The 17,053-nt window shown below is 45.2% G+C and carries 16 protein-coding genes; 7 read left to right on the top strand and 9 right to left on the bottom strand.

Annotation, left to right across the window (positions count from 1 at the left end; translation table 11 throughout):
* Window positions 1–163 precede the first annotated feature (163 nt).
* Both BFN00_RS06010 and BFN00_RS06005 read left to right on the top strand, forming a co-directional pair.
* A complete protein-coding gene (locus BFN00_RS06010) occupies window positions 164–439 on the top strand; it encodes a hypothetical protein (protein WP_004280654.1) in 276 nt (91 codons plus the stop codon).
* Between the two features lie 149 nt (window positions 440–588).
* The gene (locus BFN00_RS06005) at window positions 589–1,086 is read left to right on the top strand and encodes a DUF2505 family protein (RefSeq protein WP_071850757.1); all 498 of its coding nucleotides are present in this window, start codon (window positions 589–591) and stop codon (window positions 1,084–1,086) included.
* Window positions 1,087–1,209: 123 nt separating this feature from the next.
* On the opposite strand, the gene BFN00_RS06000 is transcribed toward BFN00_RS06005, so the two are convergent.
* The 9 genes from BFN00_RS06000 to sdsA form a co-directional block, all read right to left on the bottom strand.
* Window positions 1,210–1,884 carry a DUF1345 domain-containing protein gene (locus BFN00_RS06000; RefSeq protein WP_071850756.1) on the bottom strand — a complete coding sequence of 225 codons (675 nt, stop codon included), beginning with the start codon at window positions 1,882–1,884 and terminating at the stop codon, window positions 1,210–1,212.
* Between the two features lie 211 nt (window positions 1,885–2,095).
* Window positions 2,096–2,545, bottom strand: coding sequence for a YbjQ family protein (locus BFN00_RS05995; protein WP_004731922.1), 450 nt, complete (start codon window positions 2,543–2,545; stop codon window positions 2,096–2,098).
* 3 nt (window positions 2,546–2,548) lie between these two features.
* Window positions 2,549–2,905: a YbjQ family protein gene (locus tag BFN00_RS05990; RefSeq protein ID WP_005104015.1), complete on the bottom strand. Its 357-nt coding sequence runs from the start codon at window positions 2,903–2,905 to the stop codon at window positions 2,549–2,551.
* Between the two features lie 108 nt (window positions 2,906–3,013).
* Window positions 3,014–4,480, bottom strand: a complete 1,467-nt coding sequence (gene adeK, locus BFN00_RS05985) for a multidrug efflux RND transporter AdeIJK outer membrane channel subunit AdeK (RefSeq protein ID WP_071850755.1) — start codon at window positions 4,478–4,480, stop codon at window positions 3,014–3,016.
* Window positions 4,480–7,656 (bottom strand): efflux RND transporter permease subunit, encoded by a 3,177-nt coding sequence (locus BFN00_RS05980; RefSeq protein ID WP_071850754.1) that lies wholly within the window; start codon window positions 7,654–7,656, stop codon window positions 4,480–4,482. Before BFN00_RS05980 ends, adeK begins: the two co-directional genes overlap by 1 nt.
* A 13-nt stretch (window positions 7,657–7,669) precedes the next feature.
* Window positions 7,670–8,932, bottom strand: coding sequence for an efflux RND transporter periplasmic adaptor subunit (locus BFN00_RS05975; RefSeq protein ID WP_071850753.1), 1,263 nt, complete (start codon window positions 8,930–8,932; stop codon window positions 7,670–7,672).
* A 36-nt stretch (window positions 8,933–8,968) separates the two neighbouring features.
* Window positions 8,969–9,571 (bottom strand): phosphatase PAP2 family protein, encoded by a 603-nt coding sequence (locus BFN00_RS05970; protein WP_071850752.1) that lies wholly within the window; start codon window positions 9,569–9,571, stop codon window positions 8,969–8,971.
* 152 nt (window positions 9,572–9,723) lie between these two features.
* Complete coding sequence (locus BFN00_RS05965; RefSeq protein WP_005106296.1) at window positions 9,724–11,772, bottom strand: site-specific recombinase; 2,049 nt, start codon at window positions 11,770–11,772, stop codon at window positions 9,724–9,726.
* A 15-nt stretch (window positions 11,773–11,787) separates the two neighbouring features.
* On the bottom strand, window positions 11,788–12,765 hold the full coding sequence (gene sdsA / locus BFN00_RS05960) for an All-trans-nonaprenyl-diphosphate synthase (RefSeq protein ID WP_004280641.1): 978 nt from the start codon (window positions 12,763–12,765) through the stop codon (window positions 11,788–11,790).
* 445 nt (window positions 12,766–13,210) lie between these two features.
* Between sdsA and rplU the strand changes: the two genes are divergently transcribed.
* From rplU to serS, 5 genes are all read left to right on the top strand, one after another.
* Window positions 13,211–13,522 carry a 50S ribosomal protein L21 gene (rplU, locus tag BFN00_RS05955; protein ID WP_004280640.1) on the top strand — a complete coding sequence of 104 codons (312 nt, stop codon included), beginning with the start codon at window positions 13,211–13,213 and terminating at the stop codon, window positions 13,520–13,522.
* A gap of 19 nt (window positions 13,523–13,541) precedes the next feature.
* Window positions 13,542–13,796, top strand: a complete 255-nt coding sequence (gene rpmA, locus BFN00_RS05950; RefSeq protein WP_004280639.1) for a 50S ribosomal protein L27 — start codon at window positions 13,542–13,544, stop codon at window positions 13,794–13,796.
* A 246-nt stretch (window positions 13,797–14,042) separates the two neighbouring features.
* A complete protein-coding gene (lolA, locus tag BFN00_RS05945) occupies window positions 14,043–14,738 on the top strand; it encodes an outer membrane lipoprotein periplasmic chaperone LolA (protein WP_004280638.1) in 696 nt (231 codons plus the stop codon).
* A 169-nt stretch (window positions 14,739–14,907) separates the two neighbouring features.
* Window positions 14,908–15,657 (top strand): RsiV family protein, encoded by a 750-nt coding sequence (locus tag BFN00_RS05940; RefSeq protein WP_071850751.1) that lies wholly within the window; start codon window positions 14,908–14,910, stop codon window positions 15,655–15,657.
* A gap of 112 nt (window positions 15,658–15,769) precedes the next feature.
* Complete coding sequence (gene serS / locus BFN00_RS05935; RefSeq protein ID WP_005252595.1) at window positions 15,770–17,041, top strand: serine--tRNA ligase; 1,272 nt, start codon at window positions 15,770–15,772, stop codon at window positions 17,039–17,041.
* Window positions 17,042–17,053 lie beyond the last annotated feature (12 nt).

The following is a 17,053-nucleotide window of genomic DNA, read 5'->3' as shown; positions in this document are numbered from 1 at the left end:
TTTTTCTGCCGCTTGGCGGAAATAGCCCATATAATTTATCTCCTTTAAGCCATAATCTTGCGCTAGAAAAACCTCAAGACTCGCGAGTCCTATTCTTGAAATAGTCGTTTAGAATGTACGGAGTCTGGCGAGCAATGATCCGGACTAAAAAGGCAGAAATACTATGATCATTGATTTTCATCAAGCACAATTACAGAAGTTTATTGCACTGGCGATGAAGATCGAAGCTGAGCCTGAACTGTATTTGCAGTTTGATTCTGTGTCTGATTTTTATAAGGCTGACTGGCTGCAGGCTTTCCCAGCTGGAACTGAATACTATGTTTCCGGTCTAGATGATGGTGCCGATGAGTTTCATGCCGTGATTTATTATGGCGAAGCGCAGCTACAGATCAGCTGTGGACAGGCACAGCTTTCAGTAAAACTATGTTGCAAACATTGACCGGGCTGCCGGAATTTCCAGATAAAAGAATAATGACATCCGCTATAAAGTTGATATAAATTGCAGGGTCATCTCTGTATCTGATTTTTATTCGCATCAGCCGAGAGTGGCATAGGCGAATATCGTAATAAAAATAAGGAAAAAATAGCATGGCACATCAGTTCACCGTGAAAGCAATTATCAATGGCGTGTCTATTGATGAATTTAAGCGTTTGGCCAATGATATTCGTTTGCATGAGGCAGTTTGCCATCGAATTCCTGCGCAAAACTTGGAAATCCTGGTTTCGGAAAAGCAGGGGCATATGTATACCCTGAAACGCGCTTATAATCTGGATGTTAATATTCCTGATATCGCAAAAAAATTACTCAAAGATGCATTCCGTTTGCAGCGTACCGATGTCAGCAATCTGAATGAAATGACTTCGACGGTACAACTCGGTGCGAACTTGCCGATCGAGGCCATCTGTCAGCGTGCAGTCACTGGAGATGAAGACCAGATCCAGTTTCAGTTAAACTGGACAGTCAAAGTCAAAGTGCCTTTGCTCGGTGGCATGCTAGAAAAGCATGCGGAAGGTGAGATTCGTAAATTTAGTGAAATTGAACTCAGCATCGTCGAAGATGAATTGCGTAAAGGTCTCACCGCTTGAAGCAATCAAAAAGTGTGATTGACCTAATTATTTAAAAACTGCTCAGGTTAGACGCAGGATAGTGGTAGCTGATTGGGCAGTAGATCGCTATTTTCAGGGTACTGCCACTATCCAAAAAACTTTTTAAGTACTGATAAAGTTTGCTGTCACGTTAATACTGATGGCCAAAATGGTGGTATTGAATCCGTAAGCCAAAAGCAAATGTAGGGTATTTAAAACCCGCATGGATTGGCAAGTAATGGATACATCTGCAGTTTGCGCAGAAGTCCCGATGATATAACTGAAATATAGAAAGTCCGGGTAAGTCGGTCTAGTGGTATTGGGAAAATCCAGTCCACCTTGTTGCTGTTTGTCGAGCGCCAAATAAAAGTCATGTGCATAATGAATTGCAAAAATCGTATGCATCAAGAACCAGGCTGAAATAATGGTCAGAACTGACAAGACTAAATGACCGGTTCGGATGGTAGTATCTTTGGGTAAGTGATTAATTTCAATAATAATCGCAATAAAACACATGATCAGGGTGATGATCACCAGAAACAGAATAATCCATTTGCTGGCATCCTGTTGCATGGCGCGTTGCAGAATATGTGCATGATCAATGCGCCAGAGTTTTTTTATGGTCAATAATAAATAAGCATAAATCGCGATATTCCAGCTGATCAACAGGCAGCTTGACCAGCTCAAAGGGGTGACTGTTTGTAAAACCAGATAAAATCCAATGATGGCTGGGAAAATAATAAAGAAATACAGACGGGATTGAAGCGCCGTTTTTATAGACTGAAGAAACTGCATCATGCCATTTATATTTGTTTTGCTGACTTCTCAAGATCCTAGCACAGAACCGTTTGCAATAAAGCAGATTGCACCGGCCTGAGTATCAGCCTCAGTCATTTCCTCTACGACATTTCATCCTAAAGGTGTCGAACTGATTCAAGTTGAGTAATTTGACTGCGCGGATCACGCAGCAGGCGTGATCATCTCAATAAATTTTTTTCTGGACTGGCTTTTAGACGGATTGAGCAGGTTGTTGGATTGCAGTGCCATAAGCAAAGACTTCCACCATGCCACCTTGCATACCGAGTTCAGTCGTGCTGAGCCGAATGCCCATAATCTGAGTCGCCCCGATTTTTTCGGCTTCCAGTTTTAAACGTACAATCGCTTCACGTCGTGCGCGTTCTACTACACTTTCATAGCTGGTCAGACGGCCACCCAGCATATTCTGTACATTGGCAATCGCATATTTAAAATAATCATGGGAAATGACCACATTGCTGCTGATCATCTGTCCGGAATATTCAGACACAACGAAGCGGCTATTGTTCACCCGGATATAGGCCAGACGTTGTTCCTGTTCATCCAGATAACGAAAATGTTTACCTTCGTTATAACGTCCAAAACCGAAACCAACACTAAACAGAATGGCAAAAATGATGATCTGGAGAATTAAACCATCCATGCTTTAATCTGCCTGCGGAAAAGGGTCGGGCAATTTCGGCATGATCGGATCAACGACTACGGCTGTCCCATAAACAAAGAGTTCAGAAGCACCTTGGGCGATATTAGAGGTCGAGAAACGAATGCCGACAATCGCATTGGCACCCATACTACGGGCTTTTTCAATCATGCGGTTCATGGCTTCCTGACGGGATTCTTCCAGCAGTTCGGTATAGGCGGTAAGCTCACCACCGACAATATTTTTCAGGCCGGCCAATAAGTCACGTCCGACATGTTTGCTGCGTACGGTACTGCCGTACACCACATCAATTTGCTGGCGAATGGTATGTCCCGGTACAGATTCCAGATTGCTAAGTAACATGTGCATGTTTTCTAAATAAATCGCTAGTCTATGACAATAGGAAAACTGCCTCGAAAATGCAATAAAAAAAAGCCCACCGAAGTGAGCTTTTCCTGATCTGTCTGGAATTTATTGCGCTGGTTGTTCTGCCGCACGGCGCTGTTCAGATACAGACGGTGTATTCGGCAAGGTATCCGTCGTATTGACTTTCAAGCCGCCCCCCAGGGTTTTGTAGACTTCAACCTGATTGTTCAGATTGGCCTGTTCAAGCAATAACAAACCTTGTTCTGCTGCATAAGACGCACGCTGTGCATCCAGTACCGTCAGATAGCTGTCAATTCCGGCGCGGAAACGTGCCTGAGACAAGCGATAGGTGGTGTTGGTTGCTTCGACCAGGCGGCGCTGAGCTGCAAGACGATCACCAATATTCTGACGTACCGCCAAAGCATCATTCACTTCACGGAAAGCAGTCTGAATCGACTTTTCGTAATCTGACAAGGCAATTTGCTGATCGGTTTCAGAAATACGGATATTGGCCTGACGGGTACCCCAATCAAAAATTGGAATATCCAGACTCGGACCAAATGACCAGGCAAAACTGCCCGACTTAAACAGGTCGCCTAAATCCGTAGAGGCATAACCTGCTGAACCGGTCAAACTAATCGTCGGGAACAGGCGTGCACGTGCTGCCGCAATATTGGCACCTGCCGCAGACAGACGGTATTCTGCTGCACGAACATCTGGACGGTTAATCAGCAGATCACTTGGCAAGCCTGAACCCAATGCAGTATTTGAAGTGATGCGGGTCACGCGTTGTGCTGGTAATAAATTCGCAGGCACTTGCTGACCGACCAGCAGGTTTAACAGGTTTTGTGCCTGTGCCACCTGAGTTCGGTAATTCGCAACATCATTACGTGCTGTTTCAACCGAGATTTGCGCCTGACGCACTGGAAGCTCGCTATCAATCCCGACATCAAAACGTTTCTTGTTCAGATTGAACGATTCAAGCTGGGCTTTCAGCGTTTGTTCAGCCAAAGCCAGATTAGCATTGGCAAACGAGTAGCTGAGCCAAGCCTGAGATACCTGACCAATCAAGGCAATTTGCGTCGCATCTCGCGCACTTTGGGTTGCCAGGAAGTTATCTAGCGCATTGTCACGCAAGCTGCGGACACGTCCCCAAAAATCCAGTTCATACGCAGTTACACCCAGTCCGACATTATAAGTTGTCACTGCACCACGATTCTGCGAATTCATGGTGTCCTGGCGCAATACGCTACCACTGGCACCAATCGTCGGTAACTGGTTGTTTTCAGTAATTTGATACTGTTGCTGAGCTCGTTGAATATTGAGGGCAGCAATACGCAAATCACGGTTATTGTTTAATGCCAGATCCAGCACCTGTAACAGGCGCTGATCGGCAAAAAAGTTTTTATAACCTTGTTCTGCTACAGAAGTACCAGACGCATTGGTATAGCTGCTCGGGATATCTGCCTGCGCAACCGGCTCTGGACTGCGCATGCTTTGACAAGCCGTCAAAGCAAGCGCAAGGGCAGATAACGCAATGCTACGACCTGTAATAGACCATACATTTTGCATTACGACTTATACTCCTGATTTTGTTGTTTTGGTTTGTATTTAAAGACACTTCGAATCCACACGTAGAATACCGGGATAAAGAAGATACCTAACAAGGTCGAGCTGATCACGCCGCCGAGTACACCATAACCGACTGAGTGTTGGCTACCTGCACCCGCACCTGAAGCCAGGGCAAGCGGTAATACACCAAAACCAAAGGCCAATGTGGTCATGATAATTGGACGTAAACGCATTTTTGCCGCATGCAAGGTCGCTTCAAATAACTCTTCACCTTGTTCTTGCAATTCTTTCGCAAACTCGACAATCAAGATCGCGTTTTTCGCAGAAAGACCAATCACGGCAATAATCGCCACCTGGAAGTAAATGTTATTCGACAGGTTCGGGTTTTGCAGCAAGACCATTCCACCAAAGGTGAGTAATAATGCACCAACAATACCCAATGGGACTACCATTAGAACCGAGAACGGAATCGACCAGCTTTCATACAGGGCTGCCAGACACAGGAAGACAATCAGCAGTGACAAGGCATACAGGAACGGCGCCTGTGCACCAGATTCACGCTCTTCTAAAGACAGACCTGTCCATTCGAAATCGAAACCTTGCAAGCCCATTTCTGGTAACTTCGCCACAATTTCTTCCATGGCCACCATTGCGTCGCCCGAGCTGATACCCGGAGCAGGTGTACCCTGGATGTTCATAGAAGATACGCCATTATAACGCTCAAGACGTGGTGAACCGTAGGTCCATTCGCCTGTGGCAAACGCCGAGAATGGCACCATTTCACCGCGGTTATTACGCACATACCATTGGTCCAGATCTTCCGGCATCATACGCGAGCCAGCTTCACCCTGAACATAGACTTTCTTGACACGACCGCGATCAATGAAGTCATTGATATACGAACCGCCCCAAGCAATACCCATGGTGCTGTTAATTTCAGCAACACTCACGCCCAGTGCACCAGCTTGTGCATGATCGACAATGACACGGTACTGTGGATTATCTTCCTGACCATTCGGACGCACACCAGCCAGACGCGAGTCTTGTGCTGCTAGACCGAGAATCGTATTACGTGCTGCCAGGAGCTGGTCATGACTTTGACCACTTGCAGCTTTGAGCTGTAAGTTAAAGCCAGCCGACACACCCAGTTCAGGCATTGCAGGTAATTGCAGAGGCATGATGTAAGACGCATCTTTGACAATCATGTTCAGCGCCATACCACGTTGAATAATGGCACCGACTTGAGATTCCGGACTGTGACGCTCTGACCAGTCTTTCAGTTTAATAAATGCCAGACCTGCGTTTTGTCCCACACCCGTGAAGGAGAAACCTGCCACACTAAAGACGGATTCGACATGCTCTTTCTCGTTTTCCAAGAAATAGTTGGTCATGGTGCTGACCACTTTGTCGGTACGTTCCAAGGTAGCATTTGGCGGTAACTGAACCAGCGTCATGACCACGCCCTGATCTTCATCAGGTAGGAACGAAGAAGGCAGTTTCTGGAACAACAGCACAATAATACCCAGTACCACGGCATACACCACGCCTGAGAAAATCTTGCTGTGAGTCATACGGTTGACGCCGCCCTGATATTTCACAGAGACCTTATCAAAACTGCTATTAAACCAGCGGAAGAAACGCGCAAAAATACCATTACTTTCCGGCTTGTTCGGATCATGCTGTTTCAGCAGGGTCGCACATAGGGCAGGGGTAAAGGTTAAGGCAACCACCAGTGACAAGACCATCGCTGTTACCAGCGTAATCGAGAACTGGCGATAAATGACCCCGGTGGTTCCACCGAAGAAAGCCATTGGAACGAATACTGCCGACAGCACCGAGGTAATACCAATCAATGCGCCAGAAATCTGTTTCATTGATTTTTCAGTTGCAGCCACCGGATCGAGATGTTCTTCCACCATGACCCGTTCGACGTTCTCGACCACAACAATCGCGTCATCCACCAGAAGACCAATCGCCAACACCATGGCAAACATGGTCAGGGTATTAATCGAGAAGCCAAAGATGTTAATGACGGCAAATGTACCTAATACAACGACTGGAACCGCCATGGTTGGAATGATGGTGGCACGCCAGTTCTGCAAGAACAGGAACATGACCAGGAACACCAGAATAATCGCTTCGATCAGGGTTTTAACCACACTCTTAATCGATAGTTCAATAAATGGTGTTGTATCAAACGCCAGTTGGTCGACCATGCCTTGCGGATAGTTCGGACGTAGCTGTTTTAAACGCTCTTCAACCGCTTGTGCGGTATCTAGGGCATTGGCGCCAGTCGCAAGTTTAATTGCTACACCACCAGCCGGTTTGCCATTAAATTTAGAATCGAACTGATAGTTATCTGCACCGAGTTCAACTCGTGCAACATCACCTAAGCGAACCTGCGCACCAGAAGTGGCATTTTTCAGGAAGATATTGCTGAACTGCTCCGGCGTTTGTAACAGACTTTGAGCCGTTACCGTCGCATTTAACACTTGTCCTTGAACTGCAGGCGCACCACCCAACTGACCTACGGCAACCTGTGCATTCTGGGTACGGATTGCAGTAGCAATATCACTTGGCGTTACTTGCAGGCTGGCCATCTTGGCTGGATCCAGCCAGATACGCATCGCATAAGAACCACCAAAGACCTGAACTTCACCGACCCCGGCCACACGGCTTAAAGGTTCAGCAATATTCGAGTTAACATAGTCTTTGATGTCATCTGCGGTCAGGCTGCTATCAGGTGAATAGAATGCCAAAACTTGCAAGAAGCTTGCACCCGATTTAGTCACCCGCACACCCTGACGCTGTACATCTTCAGGCAGCAGGGCAGTCGCAGACTGTAATTTGTTTTGAACCTGAACCTGTGCGATATCAGGATCGACACCTTGGTCAAAGTTTAAGGAAATAGACGAAGAACCATTACCCGCACTGTTAGACGAGATATAGCGCAAGCCATCCATACCGTTCATCTGCTGCTCGATGATCTGGGTCACTGTATTTTCAACAGTTTCAGCAGATGCACCCGGATAAGTCGCAGAAATAGTCACGGTGGGTGGCGCGATGGTTGGATATTGTGCAATCGGCATTTTGCTGATGGTTAAAATACCCGCCAGCATAATCACCAATGCAATCACCCAAGCGAAAATCGGGCGATGAATAAAGAATTGAGCCATGAACCATTACTCCTTATGCATTTGCAGCAGGTTTTTGTTCAGGTTTCTCTTTAGTATCATCTGCCTTTTTCTCGCTCGTTGCAGGCTGTTGCGGTGCAGCACCTTGTGGCGCAGCAGCTTGAGGTTGATAAGGTTTTGGTACAACTTGCTGTTCAGGTTTTACTTTCGCAATACCATCTACAATTACTTTATCGCCTGGATTCAGACCTTCGGTCACAATCCAGTTGCTGCCTTGGGAACCAACGGTGGTCACTGGACGTGGCGTCACTTTATTGTCAGCACCGACCAGCATCGCCATCGCCTGACCTGTTGGGGTACGGGTCAAAGCTGCTTGCGGAATCAGGAAAGCATTCGGTACTTCACCCTGTACGATTTGCGCAGTGGCAAACATACCTGGCAAAAGCAGGTGATTTTTGTTCGGGAATACTGCACGTAAAGTCACAGTACCTGTTTCCGGGTTCACGCTGGCATCGGAGAATGCAAGACGGCCTTCAACCGGGTAGATACTGCCATCTTCAAGCTTTAACTTGACTTTGGTGTTGTTCGAACTGTTCAAGCTGCCTTGATTAAGCTGTTGACGTAAACGTAAAAGCTCGGCACTTGACTGGTTGATATCTACATAGATTGGATCTAGACGCTGAATTGTCACCAATGGCTCTGGCTGATTCGCTGTTACCAAAGCACCCGCCGTCACCGATGAACGGTTGGTCTGGCCTGAAATCGGAGCGCGTACAGTCGAATAGCCCAGGTTGATTTCGGCATTACGCAAAGTTGCGCGATTGGCATTCAAATCAGCTTCAGCCAGTTTGACCTGTGCCGCGATGTCATCATATTCCTGTTTGGAAATGGCATTGGTACCGACCAGTTGACGGTAACGGCCTTCCTTCACACGCAATACGCCCAGATTGGCTTCAGCACGGGCAATCGCTGCACGAGCATTGTCCACTGTAGTGCGGTTGGTGCTTGAATCGATTTCATACAAGGCCTGACCTTCACGCACATAGCTGCCTTCCGTGAACAAGCGTTTAAGCACCACGCCACTGGCTTGTGGACGTACATCTGAAATTTCAAATGCTGTTGTACGACCTGAGAGCTCTACAGACTGCTCTACACTTTGCGGTTGTGCAACAAGAACACCGACTTCAGTCGGTGGCATTTGTTGTTGAGCACCAGCTTGCTGGCCCTCTTTAGGATCTTTGCTACAACCAACAAGTGCAAGACTTGTTGCCAATGCGCAAGCAGTCAGGGCAGGTGCCCAAAGCTTTGCAGACATCATTATTCCACCTCTAATTAGATTTATATCTAAATTTTCTTATTTGTGAGCCGTGCAATATCTGATCCAGACCATATACCACAACGAAATCCAAATAAAACTGATACTCCAGCCGGATATGACATCTGAAGGAAAATGTACACCCAGATAAACTCTTGAGATCCCCATCATCACCATCCATACCACTGCACCTATTACGATGAGGGTATAATGGGAATGTTGCCGATGGATGTAAATTGCCAGACAAGCCAGACAGGCCGCATATAGACTATGGGCACTTGGAAAGGAACTTCCAAAGCTTTCAACCAGATGCAAGGATTCTGGTGGTCGGGGTCGGGCAATCGTAAATTTCAACAGCCAAGCTAGGAGAATTCCTCCGATAATTCCGATACATATAAAAATTGCGTTTGTATACTTTTTATACCACAGCAATGCAATACACCATAGTGTGGATAAAAATAATACAAATGGCATGCCACCTATTAGGGATAAGGACTGAGTAATTTGATTCCAAAACTCGGTGCGATACAGACTCATCCATTCCACAGCCTGCAAGTCGAGCTTGCTTAAAGCGGGAATATTCAGGATGAACACACTGAAAATTAAAAATAAAATACCGACAAAAAGTAACAAGTAATGCATGCCTAAAATCCTTGTCCTTTTAACCGTTCGCAGATCGGTCCATTGTCTGAAGCAAAGTGTACTTGTCAGTACACTTTTTTTCAAGTGTGCGTATTTTATGCGAATTCCATTTTTTTCGTAAGGAATTTGTTGCTAAATATACTGTAATTATCTCAGTTTTGAGTTTTTGTCGATGTATGATTTTCGTCAATTTCAATGCTTTGCTTGGGTGGCCAGAAGAAATCACTAGGTCGGGTCAGGAAGTGAGTCATGACCAGTTTTGCCAAAGGTTTCCACTGTTCAAAACGCACCCGGCGCGCGCGTAAGGCTACAATAATCGTCAAAGTGAAACTGACAAACAAGTTGGTCAGGCCAATGAGTAACACACCCAGAAAAGACACTACGATCAAGCCGATATCAGGGCCATTGATGGTAATCAGGCCCTGAATAAAGTTGGCAGAGGCAAAGGCGATATGACGAATATCCAGCGGCAGACCGAGAATAAAACCAATGGTGCCCATACTGCCAAGCATGATCCCGAAAATAAAATTACCCGCCAGTGCACCCAGATTACGTTCGATATAGTCAGCAAAACGGTAAAGACGTTCTTGTCCCATCAGCTGCGATAACCGCACATGGGCTTTCAGGCGCGGACCGACTTTGCGGTAAACGGCCATATTGTCAAAATAACCGGCTAATAATCCGGACAGGAACAGGCATACCCCGGCAATCGCTGCATGCGGAATTGCCAACGAAGTAAACGGATTCAGGTCATGCAGGGTTTTGGCAGCCTTGGCATGATTCATTAAAGGTTCATGCAGCGCAAAATCCCACAGCAGGGTAATTAATGCTGCTACTGGAATCGCAATCGAAATATTGCCCAGAATTGCGACAAACTGGGTGCGGATGATATTCACAATCAACGCGGCCAGCTCGGCAATCTGAGCCATTTTCGAGCCTTTACGCTGCTGTACAGTAGCCGCCAGTGCGGCAGCAGTCATCGCCGGCTGTTTGGTTGCCACGGTAAAATGCAGCACATGAATCAGCATAAAGCCCAGCGAATAGTTCATGCTATAGCTAAAGGCCTGCATCAAAGGGGCCATGGTGAGGCGTGTCATCAGAACTTTTAAGGTGGCCATCGTCGCGATGATGGCACCAGCACCTGCAGCCGATTTATACATGGCCAGAAAGCCTTGCTTGTCGGTACTCACATAATGTTCACCGGTCTTGCTGGCATTTTCAGTTACCTGTAAAGCCAAAAGTTCACTATTGGTGGCCAACAGGGCCCGCACACTGCGTTCGCTATAAATTGCTTCAGTAATGTCCGCCATAAACAGGCCAATGGATTGATAACGCAGATCATCGTCATCCATGACCATATTGAGCAGGATTTCAACGCGTTCCAGACACTGTTCTAGCAGTGCCAGCATATAGGTCAGACTGACACTGACGCCAGTCCGCTTGGTAGAACGGCGAATCTTGGCCACGACATCATGGCACTGTTCCAGCATCACCAGCGCTTGTGACGCATCGGGTGGTGTGATCGAATCGACCAGGGTGACCGTGTTATAGCGCTTTTTATATTCCTGAATAAACTCGTTAATCTCACGATTCTGTACCAGAAAGGGAGATTCATATTCCATCAGTTCAGGCTGGGCATTAATAAATTCAGGGTGCAGACCAATACCACTGATCCGGTACGACAAAATGGTCAGTGCCTTAATCAGTTGGTCTTTGATTCGGGTTTTTTCAGGTTGATTGGAATGTCCCTGATTGAGAACTGCAAATAAACGTTGCCAGTCATCTTCATCAAAATAGTCTAGCCAGTATTTATCAGTACGTTGATAAAAAACCTTGCGAAATAATTCCTGAAGTTGTTGATGGTCAGGAATCAGCGGCAAGACATGTGCACCAAGGCGCTGGTTTAGCTGGTTCCAGAATCCATCTAGAGACAAAATGCCGGTATCGGAAAACAGACCGGTCTGTTTATAGCGGTTAATGATCCGCAGGGTAAAGGTTTGAAGCGTGGCAACCGCATTCGGGGTGAGTAATAAAGCCCGGATAAATGCATTGAATTTCGCTTCGATCTCTTCGGTATTTCTGCTGTCTTCAGGTCTGATTCTTTCAACCAGTTCAATCAGAAGATTTTCATCCAGCACCGCCCGAGGTTGTTCAAGCTGGTGTTGCATGTTTTGAAAAAGATCTAGAAAATTAATATGCATAGGCGAGTTTAAAAGTTACTGAATTCGGTGTAGGGCCAGTTTGGCCAGATTAATCAGGGCCTGACGATATTCAGAGTCAGGTAATGCCTGTAAGGCATCAATTGCAATTTCAGTTTCTTCTGTGGCACGTTGACGGCAATAATCCAGCGCACCAGATTCATTGACAATTTGAATGACCTGTTCCAGATGTTCCGTACCGCCAGTCGCAATACTGCGACGGATGATTTCATGTTGCTCACCGGTGGTGTTTTTCAGTGCCGCAATCAATGGCAGGGTCGGTTTACCTTCCATGAGATCATCACCAATATTTTTGCCGAGCGTGTCCGCATCGGAGGTGTAATCTAAAATGTCATCAATAATCTGGAAAGCATTGCCGAAATGTCCGGCAAAGGTTTTTAAAGGCTGACGGAATTCATCTTTATCCGACAAAATGGCAGCACCTTCGGTCGCCAGTTCAAACAGGCGCGAAGTTTTGCCATGAATAATATTCAAATAAGTCGCTTCAGTGGTTTCCGGTTGATGCTGGGATTGTAGTTGCAGCACTTCACCTTCAGCAATTTCACAGGTACCGGTCGAAAAATCTTTGAGCAACACCATGTTGTTCAGATCGACCAGCAAATCAAAAGCACGTGAAATCAGAAAGTCACCGACTAAAACCGCAGTCTGGTTATTCCAGGTCGCATTGGCCGTCGGGCGGCCGCGACGCAGACCGGATTCATCTACCACATCATCATGCACCAGTGTTGCGGTATGCAGCATTTCAATAATTGCAGCCAGTTTACGGTGCGGTTCTAAATTTTCAGCACCACACGCCTTGGCGGCCAAAAGACACATAATCGGGCGCATACGTTTGCCACCCGCTTCCACTACGTGTTTGCTGACGGCCATCACTAATGCAACTTTTGAGGTAATTCCTTCATTAATGAATGTGTCCATCGCAGCAAAGTCGTTAGCAACAGGAGCGAGAATGTCTTGCTTAAAGTCGATGGTCATGTGAAAGAAAACCTCTAGTCTGGTAAATCGCTGGGCGTAGTTTAACAATTTATAACATGAGTGAAACCTAAGAAATGCATAAACTCCACTAAAAATCAGCTTTTTATAGATCTTATGTAGATTCGATCCATATTTCGAGCCATAAAAAATCAGGAAAGGTCAGGGCATCGCCCTATTCGTCAGGCTGAGTATATTAATCAAACTGGCCGGATTTCTGCTGTATTATTATGTTGCTGAATATATCTTGAGTATTTGATTTGATAGAAATTATTTAATAGTTAAATAATTAGCGCATCCTGCTCATTATTATTTCAGTAAAATGGCTTGTTGTTTTTTTGAATATCCCTTAAAATCCTCGCCCTTAGATATCCCCCCAGTGGCGTACGTCTTAAGTTCGATATATTCCTTTATCGGCACGACGACACGGGCTTGTTTGGAGTACATTATGTACGCAGTAATCCAAAGCGGTGGTAAACAGCACCGTGTAGTTGAGGGTGAAACCCTTAAAGTAGAATTATTGAAAGCTGAAACTGGCGCGACTATTACGTTTGATGACGTATTGATGCTTGTTAACGGTGAAAGCATTCAAATCGGTGCTCCAGTTGTTGCTGGTGCTACTGTAACTGCTGAAGTAGTTAGCCATGGTCGTCACGACAAAATCCGCATCATCAAAATGCGTCGTCGTAAACACTACCGTAAACAACAAGGTCACCGTCAATGGTTCACTGAGTTGAAAATTACAGCTATTTCAGGCTAATTACGAGGAGTAAATAGACATGGCAACTAAAAAAGCCGGTGGTTCGACTAAGAACGGTCGTGATTCGAATCCTAAGATGTTAGGTGTTAAAGTTTACGGTGGTCAAACTGTAACTGCAGGTAACATCATCGTTCGTCAACGTGGTACTGAATTCCACGCTGGTCAAAACGTTGGTATGGGTCGTGACCATACATTATTTGCTACTGCTGATGGCGTAGTAAAATTCGAAGTGAAAGGTCAATTTGGCCGTCGCTACGTATCTGTTGACGCGTAATCCGCTGAGATAGAAAAAAGCCCACAATTTTTGTGGGTTTTTTTATGCCTGAAAATTAATGTTCAGATTAAGCGACATTCCATAATGTAAAAATTATCCTGAAATCTTCATAATGATGAACAAAAAAACCGATTTCGAATTAATAACAATACAAAAGTTCTTATTTTCTATCATTTTAGCTTTTAATTTTCGTTTAAGATGAGCTATCAAATAAATTGCGATCACGCAAAATATAAAGGTGAAATTATGAATATGCTTCGTAAAACCGTCTGTGCTATGGCTCTGGGTGCAGTGACTTTAGCACCGGTGATGAGTACAACCGTGTTTGCTGCACCTGTGGCAGCTTCGGAGCAACAGGCAACAGCCAGTCTGGTCAAGCAGCTCAATCATGTGCGTAGCATGACTGCAAATTTCGAACAAAGCACTAAGGTAACCAACCCGAGAGCGACCCAGAAAAAAGGTCTGACTGCACAACATATGAATCAAACCTTTAAAGGGGTGATGAAAGTCGCGCGTCCGGGTAAATTCTATTGGGAAACAACCGCACCGTCGAAGCAAGTCATTGCAACCACGGGTAAAACCGTATGGATTTATGATCCGGACTTGCAGCAAGCCGTTCGTCAAAGCTTAGATGAGCAGGTTGCCAATACACCGGCGTTATTGCTGTCAGGAAACACCAGTCAGATTATGCAGTCTTACCGGGTGACTCAGCCAAATAAAGGCAAAACCTATTACACGCTGTATCCTAAAAATACCGATGGTGTGTTTGAAAGCCTGACCATTAGCTTTGGCGCGAACAAAGCACCAAGCTTGATGATCTTGCAGGATTCATTGGGACAAACCACCAATATCAAATTTAGCAATGTAAAAGTAAATAGCAGTATTCCAGCCTCTACCTTTAACTTTACTCCACCAAAAGGTACGGACATCATTGATCAATAAGCATCAATATGAACCAAATAAAAAAGCAACCTTTCGAGGTTGCTTTTTTATTGCCGATCATCAGGATTATTTTGGATAGGCTACAAGGTTCAGCTATATCTAAACACAAGAGCATCTTAGAATAAATAAAAGTCGAGTCAATGAAATTGCAAAATTTTTGGAGCTCAGTATGAAGATTAATCTATTGAAAACTGCTGAAATTTACGCTGTTTTATTACTCACTGTAAGTATGTTGGGTTGTCAGCCTCAATCCAGTTCAGTGGCAACGATTGCGCAAACAGATCGGGTTGTGCAGATTGAAGCCAAGACCGTTCCTGTGAAAGGGGCAGCTAAAGTAGTGTGTGAAATAGAGGGTTGTGTACGCTTTGATCTACAAACGGTGGACAGCAATATTGACTGGATTAATCAATATTTTATTGAGCGCATTCAGCATACCGAACCTGTTGCATTCACCAAATTCACCCAGAAAAATCCTAAAAAAGCCGATGAGCCGCATTATCTGGATCAGCGCTTTATCAAGGTAGAATTTGTCGATCAGCGTGCTTATCTGGCGACTTTTGCCTTAAAAAGTTCCAATCTGGCAAGGAATAAAAATGCTTCTCTGAAACATGTGGAATATATCAATTTTGATCTAAAGCAGAGAAAACGTTTGGCCCTCTCTCAACTATTATTAAATGACGGTGAGCAGAAACTGCTGAATGCAATGTATCAGGCCAATACTCAATGGCTGAGTACGCAAAGGATTCAACAACAGCCGTTAAAATTGAGTGATAACTATTATTTTGACAGGTCTGGTCTGGTAATGGTGTATCCGGCAGGCGAGTTAGCTCCGGCGGCAACAGGAATGCCTGAATTAAAAGTGTCCTATGCGGATTTAAATGAAGTGATTCAGCCTGAATATTTAGCCATTTTGCAGTAAGAAGCTTCCTAAATATTGTGCTAATAGGACGCAGCTAGGGTCAGGGTCACTGTATTTTTTGACGTTAAGAGCTTACACTATAGCCAGTTTTTTTCTTCTGCAAAGATTGATTATGATCGACCCGAAATTACTCAGAAATAATATTGAGGCTGTAAATGTAGCCTTGGCAAAACGTGGTGTTCAACTCAATGTTGAAGAGTGGGCGTCCCTAGAAGCACGCCGTAAAGAGATTCAGTCCAAGACAGAAACCCTGCAAGCTGAACGTAATGCCGGTGCCAAACAAGTCGGTCAAATTAAAAAAGCAGGTGGTGACGCATCTGAAATCATGACACGCATGTCTGCGATTGGTGATGAAATCAAAGCGGCTGAAGCAGCACTGGCTGAACTGCAAACTGAGCTTGAAGAAAAATTATTATCTATTCCAAACTTGCCCGATGAAGCTGTGCCTGAAGGTAAAGACGAAAGTGATAACGTGGAAATCCTGAAATGGGGTACACCGCGTGAATTTGATTTCGAAATCAAAGACCATACGGATCTGGGCGAAATGATGGGCGGTCTGGAATTTGAAACCGCGACTAAATTAACCGGTTCACGTTTCAGTGTATTGAAAGGTCCATTGGCGCGTTTACAACGTGCCATTACCCAGTTCATGTTAAATACGCATACTGATCAAAATGGTTATACCGAAGCCTATGTGCCTTATCTGGTCAATGCAGACTCATTGCGCGGTACAGGTCAGCTGCCTAAATTTGAAGAAGATCTGTTTAAGCTGCAGGGCGAAAAAGAGTTTTATCTGATTCCGACGGCTGAAGTGCCAGTGACGAATTTCGTACGTGATGAAATTATTGATGCAGACCGTCTGCCACTGAAATATGCAGCGCATACCCCATGTTTCCGTAGTGAAGCAGGTTCTTATGGCCGTGATACCCGCGGTTTGATCCGTCAACACCAATTCGACAAAGTCGAAATGGTTCAAATTGTAAAGCCTGAAACTTCGATGCAAGTGCTTGAAGAATTGACTGGCCATGCTGAAGGCATCTTGCAAGCACTTGGACTTCCATATCGTAAAATTTTACTCTGCGGTGGTGACATGGGCTTTGGTGCGACCAAGACTTATGACTTGGAAGTTTGGGTACCAAGCCAAAATACTTACCGTGAAATTTCATCTTGCTCAAACATGGGTGATTTCCAGGCGCGTCGTATGAAAGCGCGTTACCGTGCTGATCAGAAGAAAACTGAATTTGTACATACCTTGAATGGTTCAGGTCTGGCCGTGGGTCGTACTTTACTTGCAGTGATGGAAAACTATCAACGCGCTGATGGCTCGATTGAGATTCCTGAAGTATTACGTCCATATATGGGTGGGGCGACTTATATCGACTAATGGTCGATCTTT

It is taken from the genome of Acinetobacter sp. AR2-3, assembly GCF_001878775.1.
Classification (GTDB): Bacteria; Pseudomonadota; Gammaproteobacteria; order Pseudomonadales; family Moraxellaceae; genus Acinetobacter; species Acinetobacter lwoffii_D.
Note: the sequence above shows the minus strand (reverse complement) of the source record. Positions and strands in the feature narration are given on the sequence as shown.